The organism is Streptomyces speibonae (assembly GCF_984686075.1).
In genome coordinates this window covers 3,266,662-3,280,346 of sequence record NZ_OZ480260.1, presented here as the reverse complement: position 1 = coordinate 3,280,346, position 13,685 = coordinate 3,266,662, and the positions used below count along the sequence as shown (strand labels likewise).

General features: G+C 72.6%; 12 protein-coding genes and 1 pseudogene. 10 read left to right on the top strand and 3 right to left on the bottom strand.

Annotation, left to right across the window (positions count from 1 at the left end):
- Positions 1 to 31 precede the first annotated feature (31 nt).
- From AC5L3C_RS14515 to AC5L3C_RS14500, 4 genes are all read left to right on the top strand, one after another.
- Positions 32 to 1,084 (top strand): LacI family DNA-binding transcriptional regulator, encoded by a 1,053-nt coding sequence (locus AC5L3C_RS14515; RefSeq protein ID WP_493649368.1) that lies wholly within the window; start codon positions 32 to 34, stop codon positions 1,082 to 1,084.
- 96 nt (positions 1,085 to 1,180) lie between these two features.
- On the top strand, positions 1,181 to 2,287 hold the full coding sequence (locus AC5L3C_RS14510; RefSeq protein ID WP_493649367.1) for an LCP family protein: 1,107 nt from the start codon (positions 1,181 to 1,183) through the stop codon (positions 2,285 to 2,287).
- Between the two features lie 130 nt (positions 2,288 to 2,417).
- Positions 2,418 to 2,774 (top strand): YciI family protein, encoded by a 357-nt coding sequence (locus AC5L3C_RS14505; RefSeq protein ID WP_125504696.1) that lies wholly within the window; start codon positions 2,418 to 2,420, stop codon positions 2,772 to 2,774.
- A 62-nt stretch (positions 2,775 to 2,836) separates the two neighbouring features.
- Positions 2,837 to 4,114, top strand: a complete 1,278-nt coding sequence (locus tag AC5L3C_RS14500; RefSeq protein ID WP_493649366.1) for an RNA polymerase sigma factor — start codon at positions 2,837 to 2,839, stop codon at positions 4,112 to 4,114.
- A 312-nt stretch (positions 4,115 to 4,426) separates the two neighbouring features.
- Here AC5L3C_RS14500 and AC5L3C_RS14495 read toward each other — a convergent pair whose 3' ends face one another.
- The gene (locus tag AC5L3C_RS14495; RefSeq protein WP_493649365.1) at positions 4,427 to 5,602 is read right to left on the bottom strand and encodes a THUMP-like domain-containing protein; all 1,176 of its coding nucleotides are present in this window, start codon (positions 5,600 to 5,602) and stop codon (positions 4,427 to 4,429) included.
- Positions 5,603 to 5,692: 90 nt separating this feature from the next.
- Here AC5L3C_RS14495 and AC5L3C_RS14490 point away from each other — a divergent pair, with 90 nt between their 5' ends.
- The 5 genes from AC5L3C_RS14490 (at position 5,693) to AC5L3C_RS14470 (ending at position 10,866) form a co-directional block, all read left to right on the top strand.
- The gene (locus tag AC5L3C_RS14490; protein ID WP_493649364.1) at positions 5,693 to 6,613 is read left to right on the top strand and encodes a polysaccharide deacetylase family protein; all 921 of its coding nucleotides are present in this window, start codon (positions 5,693 to 5,695) and stop codon (positions 6,611 to 6,613) included.
- Positions 6,610 to 7,350, top strand: a complete 741-nt coding sequence (locus AC5L3C_RS14485) for a polysaccharide deacetylase family protein (RefSeq protein WP_493649363.1) — start codon at positions 6,610 to 6,612, stop codon at positions 7,348 to 7,350. Before AC5L3C_RS14490 ends, AC5L3C_RS14485 begins: the two co-directional genes overlap by 4 nt.
- Positions 7,351 to 7,603: 253 nt before the next feature.
- Positions 7,604 to 7,912 (top strand): co-chaperone GroES, encoded by a 309-nt coding sequence (gene groES / locus AC5L3C_RS14480; RefSeq protein WP_073932713.1) that lies wholly within the window; start codon positions 7,604 to 7,606, stop codon positions 7,910 to 7,912.
- 147 nt (positions 7,913 to 8,059) lie between these two features.
- Positions 8,060 to 9,685 carry a chaperonin GroEL gene (gene groL / locus AC5L3C_RS14475; RefSeq protein WP_493649362.1) on the top strand — a complete coding sequence of 542 codons (1,626 nt, stop codon included), beginning with the start codon at positions 8,060 to 8,062 and terminating at the stop codon, positions 9,683 to 9,685.
- 146 nt (positions 9,686 to 9,831) lie between these two features.
- On the top strand, positions 9,832 to 10,866 hold the full coding sequence (locus tag AC5L3C_RS14470; RefSeq protein ID WP_164555632.1) for a hypothetical protein: 1,035 nt from the start codon (positions 9,832 to 9,834) through the stop codon (positions 10,864 to 10,866).
- Positions 10,867 to 10,922: 56 nt separating this feature from the next.
- Here the strand turns inward: AC5L3C_RS14470 and AC5L3C_RS14465 are convergent, their stop codons facing one another.
- Positions 10,923 to 11,876 (bottom strand): alpha/beta hydrolase, encoded by a 954-nt coding sequence (locus AC5L3C_RS14465; RefSeq protein ID WP_493649361.1) that lies wholly within the window; start codon positions 11,874 to 11,876, stop codon positions 10,923 to 10,925.
- A gap of 86 nt (positions 11,877 to 11,962) precedes the next feature.
- Here AC5L3C_RS14465 and AC5L3C_RS14460 point away from each other — a divergent pair, with 86 nt between their 5' ends.
- Entirely contained in the window at positions 11,963 to 12,517 is a 555-nt protein-coding gene (locus AC5L3C_RS14460) for a TetR/AcrR family transcriptional regulator (protein WP_125504690.1), read from the top strand.
- Positions 12,518 to 12,695: 178 nt separating this feature from the next.
- On the opposite strand, the pseudogene AC5L3C_RS14455 reads toward AC5L3C_RS14460, so the two are convergent.
- Positions 12,696 to 13,421: pseudogene (locus tag AC5L3C_RS14455) on the bottom strand (DEAD/DEAH box helicase); the annotation flags it as partial.
- Positions 13,422 to 13,685: the final 264 nt, after the last annotated feature.

Here is a 13,685-nt window from a genome sequence, read left to right as displayed (position 1 = left end):
CAGAGGGTCCGGCAGGGATACGATCGCCGCCATGACTTCCCCGCAGCCCGCCGAGACCCGGACACGAGCGCGCAGCACCCAGACCGCGACGCTCGCCGAGATCGCCCGCGAGGCCGGTGTCTCCGCACCGACTGTTTCGAAGGTCCTCAACGGCCGTGCCGATGTCGCGCCCGGCACCCGCAGCCGGGTCGAGCAGCTGCTGCGCGCCCACGGCTACCGGCGCCGACGGGCCGAGGCCACCCGCTCGCCGCTGATCGACGTGGTCTTCCACGAGCTGGAGAGCGCGTGGGCGATGGAGGTCATCCGGGGTGTGGAGAACGTCGCCCGGGACGCGGGGCTGAGCGTCGTGCTCTCCGAGAGCGCGGGGCGGCTCACCCCGGGGCGCACCTGGGCCGACCAGGTGGCCGCGCGCCGCCCGCACGGCGTGATCCTCGTGCTGTCCGGCCTCGACGAATCCGGTCGGGCCCTGCTGACCAGCCGCTCCATCCCGTTCGTCGTCCTGGACCCGGCCGGCGACCCGGGCACCGACGTGCCCTCCATCGGCGCGACCAACTGGCAGGGCGGGCTCGCCGCCACCCGGCACCTGGTCGAACTGGGGCACACCCGGATCGGCGCGATCAGCGGACCCTCCCGGATGATGTGCAGCCGCGCCCGCGTCGACGGCTACCGGGCCGCCCTGGAGACGGCCGGGCTGCCGGTGGACCCGGCGCTGATCGTGTCCGGCGACTTCCACCACGACGCCGGGTACCGGCAGGGCCTCGCCCTGCTGCGCCGCGAGGACCGGCCCACCGCGGTCTTCGCCGGCAACGACCTCCAGGCACTCGGGCTGTACGAGGCCGCGCGTGAGCTCGGGCTGCGGATCCCGGAGGACCTGAGCGTGGTCGGGTTCGACGACCTGCCGGTGGCCCGCTGGGTGGGGCCGCCGCTGACGACCGTACGGCAGCCGCTGACGGAGATGGCGGAGGCGGCGGCCAAGCTGGTCCTCGACCTCGGCAAGGGCGAGGACTCCCAGGCCGCGACCCGGGTCGAGCTGGCGACGAGCCTGGTGGTGCGGAGCAGCACGGCCGCGCCCGCCGGGGCCTGACCGCGGCGAAAGTTTCGGCCCCGGTTCCGGCCGTCCGAGTCTGAGAATTTCACTAGAAAACTGACCGGTGGCCGCTGCACGCCATAATTCGGACTTATGTTCCTGTCTGTGACGGAACATCAGGGGAGCGGCGGGGCAGGGGACGACGGGACCGGCAACGACGGGGACGGCACCTCCGGCATACGGACGCGCCGGCGCAGGCGGGCACTGAGGATCACCGGCTTCTCGCTGGCCGGACTGCTCGCCCTGGGCGCCGGAGCGGCCGGCTGGGCGTACTGGCAGCTCAACGGCAACATCCGCAGCGTCGACATCAACGGTGCCCTGGGCGACGACCGCCCCGTCCGGCCCATGACGGCCCCGTCGCCGGGCTCCTCCGTCACCGCCGAGCCCCTGCCGGCCGGGTCCCTGAACATCCTGGTGCTCGGCTCGGACTCGCGCAGCGGCGCGGAGAACCGGGCGCTCGGCGGCGGGGAGAGCGGCGGCGCCCGCTCCGACACCGCCATGGTCGTCCACCTCGACGCCGGACGGACCGCCGCGACCGTCGTCAGCATCCCGCGCGACACCCTCGTCGACCGGCCCGCCTGCCCGCTGCCCGACGGAGGCTCCACCCGGCCGGTCTCCGGCACGATGTTCAACACCGCCTACGAGGTCGGCGGGCCGGTGTGCGCGGTGAAGACCGTCGAGTCGCTCACGGACGTCCGCATGGACCACTACATCGAGATCGACTTCTCCGGCTTCGCCCGGCTGGTCGACGCCCTCGGCGGCGTCACCGTCACCACGGACGAGGACATCGACGACGACCGCAGCCATCTGACGCTGGCGGCCGGCACCCACCACCTCGACGGCACTCAGGCCCTCGCGCTCGCCCGCACCCGCTACGACATCGGCGACGGCAGCGACCTCGGCCGTATCGAGCTCCAGCAACTGCTGGTGAAGGCCCTGCTGGACCGGATCGCGGGCCAGGACCTGCTGACCAGCCCCGCCCGGCTGTACGAGGTCGCCGACGCCGTCACCGGCAGCCTCACCACCGACACCGGCCTCGACTCGCTCGGCGAGCTGACCCGCTTCGGGCAGAGCCTGAGGGGACTGACGTCCGCCTCCGTCACGACCGTGACCATGCCCGTCCTGCCCGCGCCCACGGACCCCAACCGCGTGGTGGCCGACGAGCCGGACGCGCGGGAGCTGTGGGCCTCGCTGAAGTGACCCTTCGCCCGCCGCGATCACCGGGCGGCGCGAGAGAATGTCCGCGTGGGTGTCGATTCCCGAGCTCCCCGTTCGACGCAGGGGTGAAGAGGCCGGGAACAGCCCGGTCCGCACCGCACGAGGAGCCACCATGCCGCGCTATCTCTCCATGATCCGGATCGACGAGAACAACGCCCCCGAGGGCGGCCCCAGCCCCGAGCTGATGCAGCGTATGGGCGAGCTGATCGAGGAGATGACCAAGGCCGGGGTCCTGCTGGACACCGCCGGACTCACCCCGACCGCCGAGGGCACCCGGGTGCACTACGAGGGCGGGCGGCTGTCGGTGACCGACGGGCCGTTCACCGAGTCCAAGGAGGTCATCGGCGGCTACGCGATGCTGCAGGCCAAGGACAAGGCCGAGGCGATCGAGTGGACCAAGCGCTTCCTGAAGGTGCACGAGCCGCACTGGACGGTCACCTGCGAGGTGCGGGAGGTCGTGGAGGGCTGACCGGCCCGCCCGCCGGGACCCTCCTTTGCCCGGGCCGCCGCGGGGGTGTCTGATGGTGGGCTGTGACACCACAGCCCGCCACCGGCCCCCACGACGATCCGGCCCGGAGCGTCGAGACCGTGTTCCGCATGGAGTTCCCACGCGTCGTCGCCGCCGTCACCCGGGTCGTCCGGGACGTGGGCATCGCCGAGGAACTCGCGCAGGACGCGCTGGTCGCCGCGCTGGAGCGGTGGCCCCGGGACGGCGTCCCCGACAACCCGGGCGCCTGGCTCACGACCGCCGCCCGCAACCGCGCCGTCGACCTCGTCCGCCGGCGCGAGACCTACGCCCGCAAGCTGGCCGAGATCGGCCGGGAGCAGGCGACGGTCACGGCCCCGCCGGAGGAGCCCGCCGACCCGGACGACATCGACGACGACCTGCTGCGTCTCGTCTTCACCGCCTGCCACCCGGTGCTGTCCGCCGAGGCCCGCACCGCCCTCACCCTGCGTCTGCTCGGCGGCCTGACCACGGCGGAGATCGCCCGCGCCTTCCTCGTGCCCGAACCGACCGTGGCCCAGCGGATCGTCCGCGCGAAACGCACCCTGGCCAGGAAGAACATCGCATTCGAGGTGCCGTACGGCCCCGACCGCGAGGCCCGCCTCGGCTCGGTCCTCGACGTCATCTACCTGATCTTCAACGAGGGGTACGCGGCCACGGCCGGCGACGACTGGCTGCGCCCGGCGCTGTGCGAGGACGCGCTGCGGCTGGCCCGCGTGCTGTCCGGGCTGATGCCGAAGGAACCCGAGGTGCACGGGCTCACCGCGCTGCTGGAGTTCCAGTCCTCCCGGGCCGCCGCCCGCACCGGCCCGGACGGCGCGCCGGTCCTGCTCAAGGACCAGAACCGGGCCCGCTGGAACCGCGTGCTCATCGCCCGCGGCGTCACCGCCCTCTCCCGCGCCGACGCCACCGCCGCCGGCGCCCCGGGCCCGTACGCGCTCCAGGCGGCCATCGCCGCCTGCCACGCGCACGCGTACCGCTACGAGGAGACCGACTGGCACCGCATCGCCACGCTCTACGCCCTGCTCGCCGCCCGGACCCCCTCCCCGGTCGTCGAGCTCAACCGCGCGGTCGCCGTCTCCATGGCCGAGGGCCCCGCCGCCGCACTGCCCCTCGTCGACGCCCTGACCGGCGTACCGGAACTGCGCGACTACCACCTGCTGCCCAGCGTCCGCGGCGATCTCCTGGCCCGCCTCGGCCGCACGGAGGAAGCCCGCGCGGAGTTCGCCCGAGCGGCGGCCCTGACCCGCAACACCCCCGAACGCGAACTCCTCCTGCGCCGCGCGACCCCCGACGCCCCCTGACCCCGGCACGCCGTCGGCACCGGGTGCGCCTGCCCGGCGGGGGCGGGGCGTTGGGTGCGCCTGACGGGCGGGGTGGGTGCCGGGTGTGACCGACGGGCGGGGTGGGTGCCGGGTGTTGCTGGTCGGTGGGGCGGCGCCGGATGTGGTTGGTCGGTGGGGGTGGGTGTCAGGGGCCTGGTCGGCGGGGGCGGAGGCTGGGTGCGACTGACCGCGGGGCGGGTGCGGGGCGTGCCTCACCGGGCGGGGTGGGTGCCGGGTGTGGCGGCCGGCGGGGTGGGTGCCGGGTGTGGCTGGTTGGCCTGGCACGCCTGGTCAGCGCACCGGGTGGCCCAGCAGCATCGTCGGTGCGCCGGCGACGCGGGTCAGGAAGACCGTGACGGATGCGGAGCCGTGCGGCTTGGGCAGGACCTTGCGGCGCAGTTCCTCCGGCTCGACCGCCGAGCCGCGCTTCTTCACGGTCAGCGTGCCGACCCCCCGCTCCCGCAGCAGGGCCTTCAGCTTCTTGACATGGAAGGGCAGCCGGTCGGTGATCTCGTATGCGGTGGCGAACGGCGTCGGACGGTACGCGTCCGCGGTGACGTAGGCGATCGTCGCGTCGATGAGCCCGCCGTCGAGTTCCGCGGCGGCCTCCGCGACCAGATGGGACCGGATCACGGCACCGTCCGGCTCGTACAGGTACCGGCCGGGCGGGCGGACGGCCGGGTCGGGCAGGCCGCGCGAGAGGAGGGTGTGCGGGCCCGGGAGCAGGGTCGCGCGGACCGTGCCCGCCCCGCCGGTGCCGAACCACAGCACTGCCTCCTTCACGTCCCCGCCGTCCGAGATCCACTCGGCCTCCGCGTCCCCGGGTACGGCCTCGTGCGGGATGCCCGGCGCCACCTTGAGCGCCGCTGCGCGCGGTGCCGTACGGGCGGCCCCGACCGCCCAGGACAACGGCGGTGAGTACGCCTCGGGGTCGAAAACGCGCCCCCGGCCCCCGCGCCGGGCCGGGTCGGCGAACACGGCGTCGTACCCGGCCGTGTCCACCTCCGTCACGTCCGCCTCGCGCACCTCGATCAGCCCGGCGAGGCCCAGCGCGTCGGCGTTCGCCCGCGCCGCCGCCGCGGTGAGCGGGTCCCGGTCCACCGCCAGGACCCGGATCCCGGCCCGGGCCAGCGCGATCGCGTCCCCTCCGATCCCGCAGCACAGGTCGGCCACGGAGGTCACCCCGAGCTCCCTGAACCGCTCCGCCCGGTACGCCGCCACACTCGCCCGGGTCGACTGCTCGACCCCGTTCGGCGTGAAGAACATCCGGGCCGCGTCCCGCTCCCCGAACTTCGCCACCGCCCGCTGCCGCAGCCGCGCCTGGCCGAGGGCCGCCGAGACCAGTGCGGCGGGGTGCTCACGACGCAGCCGGGTCGCGACGGTGAGTTCGTGCGCCGGGTCGGTGTCGCGCACCTCGTCGAGGAGGGCACGGCCTTCGGGGGTGAGGAGGGGAGCGAGGTCGTTCACCGGGTCATTGTGGGCCAGTCGGTGGACCGTGCGCCTCCGGCGGCGGTGTCGGGCCGGGTCCGGCCCTCGGGGCTGCGAGGATCCGGCCCCATGCGAGCAGTAGGACAAAACGATAAAAAGCTGCCGTCGCGTGGCGCTCGGACCGGTCTGGCCGTCCTTGCGCTCGCCGCCATCGCCTCGGGCTGCGGACAGGGCGGCACCGACACCGAACCGGCGAGCGGCCAGCAGCCCCTCCAGGCGCCGCCGGCCCGCGCACTCGACGCCTACGCCACCAAGCTGCGCGCCGCGCACGCCGCCCGGGCCGCCGCCGCGAAGCGCTGGGGCCTCAAGCGCGTGCCCCTGACCGCCCCGCCGCCCCCGGAGAAGAAGCCGGAGATCACCACCCGGGACGGCTTCGAGGTCGACGGCCACCGCCGGCTGGGGCTGCCGCCGGTCTTCACCACCGTCCCCACGAAGGAGAAGATCCTCTTCCTCACCATCGACGACGGCGAGGAGAAGGACCCGGCCTTCCTGCGGATGATGCGCGAACTGAAGATCCCCTACACCGCCTTCCTCAGCGACTACCTCGTCAAGGAGGACTACGGCTACTTCAAGAAGATGCGGGACACGGGCGTCGGCCTGCACAACCACACCCTGCACCACCCCTACCTCCCCGCCCTGTCCCGCGCCCGCCAGAAGCGCGAGATCTGCGGCATGCAGAAGATCATCGAGAAGCGCTACGGCAAGCGCCCCGCCCTCTTCCGGCCGCCCTACGGCAACTATGACAAGGACACCCTGCGCGTCGCGAAGTCCTGCGGGATCACCCACGTCCCCCTCTGGAACGAGGAGGTCTTCGTCGACCACTGGGAGTACCGCGAGTGGGATCGGTCGCTGCACCCCGGCGACATCGTCCTGACCCACTTCCGCGGCCGCGACGACTGGGACGGGACGATGCCGGACATGGTCCGCCGCTTCCTGAACAAGATCACGGCCGAGGGGTACGCGGTGGCGCGGCTGGAGGACTACCTGTGAACCCGCGGAGGGCCCCGGCCGCGGCCCTCCTGCTGGCCCTGACCGCCGGATGCGCCTCGCCGGACGCGCCGGACCGGGCGACCGCACCGGACGGCCGGGCCGCCCCGGTCTCCGCACCGGCCGGCGCGACGGGCGGCGCGCGTGCGGACCTCCCGCCCGTGGTCGACCACGTCCCGACCGACGACCCGGTCGTCTTCCTCACCTACGACGACGGCGCCGAACGCGACCCCCGCTTCATCGACCTGGTGCGCGAGCGCCGGCTCCCCGTCAGCATGTTCCTCACGGACAGTGTGGTGGGCCCCGGCTACGCCCACTTCGCCCGGCTGCGCGCGGTCGGCGCGAGCCTGCAGAACCACACCCTCGACCACGCCGCCCTGCGCGGTCTGCCCCACGCCGGACAGCGCGCCGAGATCTGCGGCCAGCAGCGCAAGCTCAAGTCCCGCTTCGGCATCCGCCCGCGCCTCTTCCGCCCGCCCTACGGCACGTACGACACCACCACCCTGCGCGCCGCCGCCGACTGCGGTATCGCCGCGGTGGTGCTGTGGCGGGCGGTCCTGGAACCCGACGGCCACCTCACCTACACCCGCGGCCCCCACCACCTGAACCCCGGCGACATCGTCTCCGTACCGTCGGGCGAGGCGCCGAGACTGTCCCTGGCGGAACGGACCGAGGGGCTGCTGGAGGAGCTGGAGGAGCGGGGGCTGAGGGTGGGCAGGCTGGAGGACTACGTGGGATGAGCCACCGCCGCACCGCCGCCGCCGGCTGCGCGACCGCGCGCCGGAACACGCCTTCCACTCCCGACGCGCCGCACGGCAATTGGCACTCCGCTTGACCGAGTGCTAATCACAGTCATAGTCTCAGGTCTGGCACTCCCCCCTGGAGAGTGCCAACACACGCGACGGGCAGGTCCGGCACCCGCGACGACGGATCCACCTGGTCGCCACCTCAGACAGTTAACCCCGTGAGATCTCCGAAGGGGGAGGTCGGATCGTGACGACCGCCAGCTCCAAGGTTGCCATCAAGCCGCTCGAGGACCGCATCGTGGTCCAGCCGCTCGACGCCGAGCAGACCACGGCTTCAGGCCTGGTCATTCCGGACACCGCCAAGGAGAAGCCCCAGGAGGGCGTCGTCCTGGCCATCGGTCCGGGCCGCATCGAGGACGGCAAGCGCGTCGAACTCGACGTGAAGGTCGGCGACGTCGTTCTGTACAGCAAGTACGGCGGCACCGAGGTCAAGTACAACGGCGAGGAGTACCTCGTCCTCTCGGCCCGCGACGTCCTCGCGATCGTCGAGAAGTAAGGGGGCCCGGGGCGACGCCCCGGCCACCCGGCCTCGAAGCAGGCATTTTTTGCTCGACACCGCGCCCCTGGCCCCAGCACTCCGACAAGGAGCCGGGCGCAGGGGCGCAGTGATTTCACCCAGATTTCCGAGAGGGCTCCCGCTGCCATGGCGAAGATCCTGAAGTTCGACGAGGACGCCCGTCGCGCCCTCGAGCGCGGCGTCAACCAGCTTGCCGACACGGTGAAGGTGACGATCGGCCCGAAGGGCCGCAACGTCGTCATCGACAAGAAGTTCGGCGCTCCCACGATCACCAACGACGGTGTCACGATCGCCCGCGAGGTGGAGATCGAGGACCCGTACGAGAACCTCGGCGCGCAGCTGGTGAAGGAGGTGGCGACCAAGACCAACGACATCGCGGGTGACGGCACCACCACCGCCACCGTGCTGGCCCAGGCGCTGGTCCGCGAGGGCCTGAAGAACGTCGCCGCCGGTGCCTCCCCGGCGCTGCTGAAGAAGGGCATCGACGCCGCCGTCGCCGCGGTCTCCGAGGACCTGCTCGCCTCGGCCCGCCCGATCGACGAGAAGTCCGACATCGCCGCCGTCGCCGCCCTGTCCGCCCAGGACCAGCAGGTCGGCGAGCTCATTGCCGAGGCGATGGACAAGGTCGGCAAGGACGGCGTCATCACCGTCGAGGAGTCCAACACCTTCGGTCTTGAGCTGGACTTCACCGAGGGCATGGCCTTCGACAAGGGCTACCTGTCGCCGTACTTCGTGACGGACCAGGAGCGCATGGAGGCCGTCCTCGACGACCCCTATATCCTCATCACCCAGGGCAAGATCTCCTCCATCGCGGAGGCGCTGCCGCTGCTGGAGAAGGTCATCCAGGCCAACGCCTCCAAGCCGCTGCTGATCATCGCCGAGGACGTCGAGGGCGAGGCCCTGTCGACCCTGGTCGTCAACAAGATCCGCGGCACCTTCAACGCGGTCGCGGTCAAGGCCCCGGGCTTCGGTGACCGCCGCAAGGCGATGCTGCAGGACATGGCCGTCCTCACCGGCGCCACGGTCGTCTCCGAGGAGGTCGGCCTCAAGCTCGACCAGGTCGGCCTGGACGTGCTGGGCACCGCCCGCCGCGTGACCGTCACCAAGGACGACACCACGGTCGTCGACGGCGGCGGCAAGAAGGAGGACGTCCAGGGCCGGGTCGCCCAGATCAAGGCCGAGATCGAGACCACCGACTCCGACTGGGACCGCGAGAAGCTCCAGGAGCGCCTCGCGAAGCTGGCCGGCGGCGTGTGCGTCATCCGCGTGGGTGCCGCCACCGAGGTCGAGCTGAAGGAGCGCAAGCACCGTCTGGAGGACGCCATCTCCGCGACCCGCGCCGCGGTCGAGGAGGGCATCGTCTCCGGTGGCGGCTCCGCGCTGGTTCACGCCGTCAAGGTCCTCGAGGGCAACCTCGACAAGAGCGGTGACGAGGCCACCGGTGTCTCCGTGGTCCGCAAGGCCGCCGTCGAGCCGCTGCGCTGGATCGCCGAGAACGCCGGGCTCGAGGGCTACGTCATCGTCTCCAAGGTCGCCGAGCTCGAGAAGGGCAGCGGCTACAACGCCGCCACCGGCGAGTACGGCGACCTGATCAAGGCCGGCGTCATCGACCCGGTCAAGGTGACCCGTTCCGCCCTGGAGAACGCCGCCTCCATCGCTTCCCTGCTGCTCACGACCGAGACCCTGGTCGTCGAGAAGAAGGAAGAGGAGGAGCCGGCCGCTGCCGCCGGCGGCCACGGCCACGCCCACTGATGACGTAAGGTCGCCGGTACCTGAGTGAGGGCCCGGTTCCCGTCCGTCCGGACGGGAACCGGGCCTTTGCCATGCCCCGATCATGGAACCGTCCCCGGCCGGAGAAGGTCTCTCCACACGGCAGACGGAGCAGGAGGGGGACGGCGATGAACCAGGTGCTCTACGGGGAGCGGTCCCGGAACCCGCTGGCACGCACCGTGGAACTCACCGAGAGCGGACTGCGCAGAGGCGGCAGGACGACTCCGCCGGCCGAGCTGAACCTCGCCGCCATGGCGGACGCGTTCCTGCGCGGACACTGGCTCGGCGGCGGAGGCAGCGAACGCCCCCTGGCGTCGTTGCCGCCGGACCGCGGCATCGTCCCGGTCACCCGGGCGACCGGCACCAGCAAGCCCCTGAAAACACGTCAGGCCGCCGCCTTCGCCCACGCGCTGGGCGAACTGGCGGTACGCCGGTGCGGTGGGCCGGAGCGGGTGGCCGCCCTCGCCGCACGGGCGCACGCGGAGGGCGTACCGCTGTGGATCGCGCGCCGGTACGCGCACGCCCCCGCCGGACCGGTGACCGTCGCCGTGGACCGCCGCTCGGTACGCGTGGACGTCTGGGGCCCGCACGCTCCCGCCGTACGGCTCAGAGCACCGCAGGGCTACCTCCTCGACTCCGTCGACCGGGCCCACGGTCTGGTCATGACCGTCGGTGACGTCCCCGCCGGACTCGAACTCCGCAGGGGACTCCGCAGATCCAGGAACAAGGTCGAGATCCGCCTGCCCGACCGGCAGTGGACGCTGCGCCGCGAGGACACCGTGAGTTCGTCACTGCTGCGCGACGGCACCCGTGTGGCCGTACTGACCCGTCCGCCCCGCGGCACCACCCCGGCCCCCGGTACCCTGCTGCTCCCGCTGTGCGACGTCCACCATGAGAGCCCCGACCCCCTGGATGCCGTGATGGCCCACGCGGTCGCGGTCTCCTTCGGCCTCGGCGACGCCACGGGCGCTGCCAGATTCCGTCCGGCGCACCTCTCGCGCGGGTCCGCGGGCGACGCGGTCTGGGACCGCCCCTGGTTCAGCAACCTCGGCAGGGACCGCGACGACAACGAATCCGGCGGCGGCGACGGCTGGGGAAGCGACGGCGGGGACGGCGGCGACGGAGGCGGCGGAAGCGACGGAGGAGGCGGCGGAGGCGACTAGCCCACGCCCGCACCGCACCCACCCCGGAGCCGCTCGGGCGCTGCGTGTTCGCGCTGTCAGGCGGCCGTCGGGGCGGTGCCGCGTGCCGCCCGCACCGTGGCGGACAGGGCGGCGAAGGCCCGCGCCAGGTCGTCCCGGGTGGAGGGCACGACCCCGCGCATGAGGACGAAGGCGTGGATGTGTCCGGCGGCCTCGTGGAAGGTCGTGGGCACGCCCGCGTTGACGAGGGCGGCCGCGTAGGCGCGGCCCTCGTCACGGATCGGGTCCTCGCCCGCGGTGAGGACGACGGCCGGCGGCAGGCCGGTGAGGTCGCCGAGGAGCGGCGAGCCGCGCCAGTCGTGGGCGTCGGCACGGTAGTGGTCGTAGTACCAGCGGAGGCCTGCCTCGGTCAGCAGTCGTCCGGTGGCGAACTCCTCCTGTGACGGGTACGGACGTGAGAGGTCGGTGGCCGGGTAGATCGTGATGTGTGCCTGGACCGGGACCGCGGCCGGGGTGTCGCGCAGGGCCATCGCCGTCACGACGGTCAGCGTCCCCCCGGCACTGTCTCCGCCGAGCACCAGGGCATCGGCCTCCCGGCCGAGCTCACGGGGGCTGGAGGCGACCCATCGGGCGGCGTCCTCCGCGTCCTCGACCGCGGCCGGGTACGGGTGCTCCGGGGCCAGCCGGTAGTCGACGAGCACCACCGGGAGGTCGAGCATCCGGGCGACGTCGGCCGCGAAGCCGCCGTGCGTCTCCAGGTCTCCGGTGACGAATCCGCCCCCGTGGTACCACACGACCACCGGGCCGGGCTCACGCTCCGCCCGTGGGTCGAGGAGCAGGCCGGCGATCGTGCCGGACCGTGTCGGGATGGTCAGCGGCCGCTGTACGGCGATGTCGCCGACGGGCAGGTCCGCGGCCTTGACCGACGCACGCAGGCCGGCGCGTGCCTGGTCCGGGGTCTGGGTCTCTATGCCGGGCATGTCGGCGGCGGCGAGGTAGGAGAGAAGCGCTTCCACATCTGCACGGGGCATGATCGTCCTCACGTTGATGTCAGGTTATGACATCAACGAGGCTAGCACTTGACGTCATAATCTGACATCCCTGATAGGGTCGGCTCATGAGCCGCTGGAAACCGGGAAGCCGTGCGCGACTCCAGGAAGCCGCCCTCGACCTGTTCTTGGAGCACGGCTATGCGGCGACGACCACCGCGTCCATCGCCGAGCGGGCCGGTGTGACCGACCGGACCTTCTACCGCCACTTCAAGGACAAGAGCGAAGTGCTGTTCGGCGACGAGGGCCGGATCGAGCACCTCATGGTCACCGCCGTGGCGGACTCCGGGTCGTCCGCCTCCGGCGCCCTGCGGGAGGCCCTGCGCGCGGTCGCGCGGGACTTCGAACCGCGCCGCGGCGCCATGGCCAGACGCGCGACCGTCATCGAGTCCGTACCGGACCTGGCGGAACGCGAACTGTGGAAGCTCCGCACCTGGTCACAGGCGCTCACACAGGCACTCGTCGAACGGGGCGAGGAACCCTTCACCGCTCAGGCCCAGGTCGAGGTGGCCCTCGCCCTGTTCCGTACGGCTTTCCAGTCGTGGACACATGACGACGCCCCGCCGGCCCTCGATGAACTCATCCGGAACGCCTACACCGCCGTCCGTCTTCCCCACGCCTGACGGCTGGGGATTCGCCCTGCCGGGGCGCGGTAGTCGCTGGAGAGGTCCAATGGGCGCCGGACGCGGTGAACAGCAGACCGCACGTCGTGATCGGAGACGGCGGATACGACACGTAGACGCGTCACCCGCCGCAGTACCGCTTGTTCACGCGGCGGTGGGCCCGGTCGCCGGGACGCGGTCAGCCCTCTTGGCGCAGCAGGAAGCGCACCGGCTCCGCCAGGGCCGCCCGGGCCCCGTCGCCGTCACCCAGCCGCGCGGCGAGCGTGGCCTCCGCCAGCCGTGAGGGCAGCGCCTCCGCGAATTTGAGCCCTCGAACAGCGTGCGGGTCCACTTCCGGCAGGCTCAGGCCCGTCCCGGCGTCCGTCACAGCCGCCCGCCATGACTGCGGGGTGACGTCGTCGCGCAGCCGGATGAAGCGGTCGTCGACGGTCCGGTGCCGAAGGACCACGGAGGGAAGCGACGCGGCCAGGGTGGCGTTCGCCCGGTGCCCGGCCCAGGTCCACCAGCGCACGTCGCTGTCGCCCCGGCGGGTGATGACCGTGCCCGCCGGGTGTACGACGTCCAGGTACGTTTCCCGGGTCGCCGCGAGCTTGGCTTCCGCGCGCCGGGTCAGAGTCACCGGCGGCTCGCCCCCGAGCAGCACGTCACGTACGGCATGGGCCAGGGTGAAGGACCGGACGCGGTGCGCCCCGAAGCCGCTCCACTTGGCACGCCCGCCCTCGTCCACGGGTTCCACGAAGCAGCGCCGGCGCCGCCAGTCGATGTACGTCACCAGCCAACTGCGGCCCGCCAGCAGCAGCTTGCGCGGACCGTCGGTCTCCTCGGTGAGCAGGTCCGGGTCGGTGCGGCCGATCTCCGTCCGTCCGCTGAGCACGGTGAACTCGGGCGGCGCGGTGAACGAGGCAACGTCTACGCCGGCGACTTCAAGGTCGAGCTGTCCCAGGGGTTCAGCGGCCGGTCCGCCGGGCGGGTCGAGGAGTACGTGGTCACGCCGCAGCTCCAGGCGCAGTTCGACAAGGCGCTGAAACTGATCCGCGGCGCCGTCCGCAAGAACGCCTAACGTCCCTCAGTACGACCGTCCCGCCCGCGCCCCTGGCCATCAGCCGCTCCCACTCCCCACAGCACATGCCCGGCCACCCCCGCGGCCGGGCTTTTTCCGGGGCCCGCG

Excerpts from the sequence above, each read along its gene's own strand:
- groL (WP_493649362.1), top strand. The coding sequence starts at position 8,060 with ATGGCGAAGATCCTGAAGTTCGACGAGGACGCCCGTCGCGCCCTCGAG.
- AC5L3C_RS14490 (WP_493649364.1), top strand. The coding sequence starts at position 5,693 with ATGCGAGCAGTAGGACAAAACGATAAAAAGCTGCCGTCGCGTGGCGCT.
- AC5L3C_RS14515 (WP_493649368.1), top strand. The coding sequence starts at position 32 with ATGACTTCCCCGCAGCCCGCCGAGACCCGGACACGAGCGCGCAGCACC.
- AC5L3C_RS14460 (WP_125504690.1), top strand. The coding sequence starts at position 11,963 with ATGAGCCGCTGGAAACCGGGAAGCCGTGCGCGACTCCAGGAAGCCGCC.
- AC5L3C_RS14470 (WP_164555632.1), top strand. The coding sequence starts at position 9,832 with ATGAACCAGGTGCTCTACGGGGAGCGGTCCCGGAACCCGCTGGCACGC.
- AC5L3C_RS14505 (WP_125504696.1), top strand. The coding sequence starts at position 2,418 with ATGCCGCGCTATCTCTCCATGATCCGGATCGACGAGAACAACGCCCCC.
- AC5L3C_RS14465 (WP_493649361.1), bottom strand. The coding sequence starts at position 11,876 with ATGCCCCGTGCAGATGTGGAAGCGCTTCTCTCCTACCTCGCCGCCGCC.
- AC5L3C_RS14510 (WP_493649367.1), top strand. The coding sequence starts at position 1,181 with ATGTTCCTGTCTGTGACGGAACATCAGGGGAGCGGCGGGGCAGGGGAC.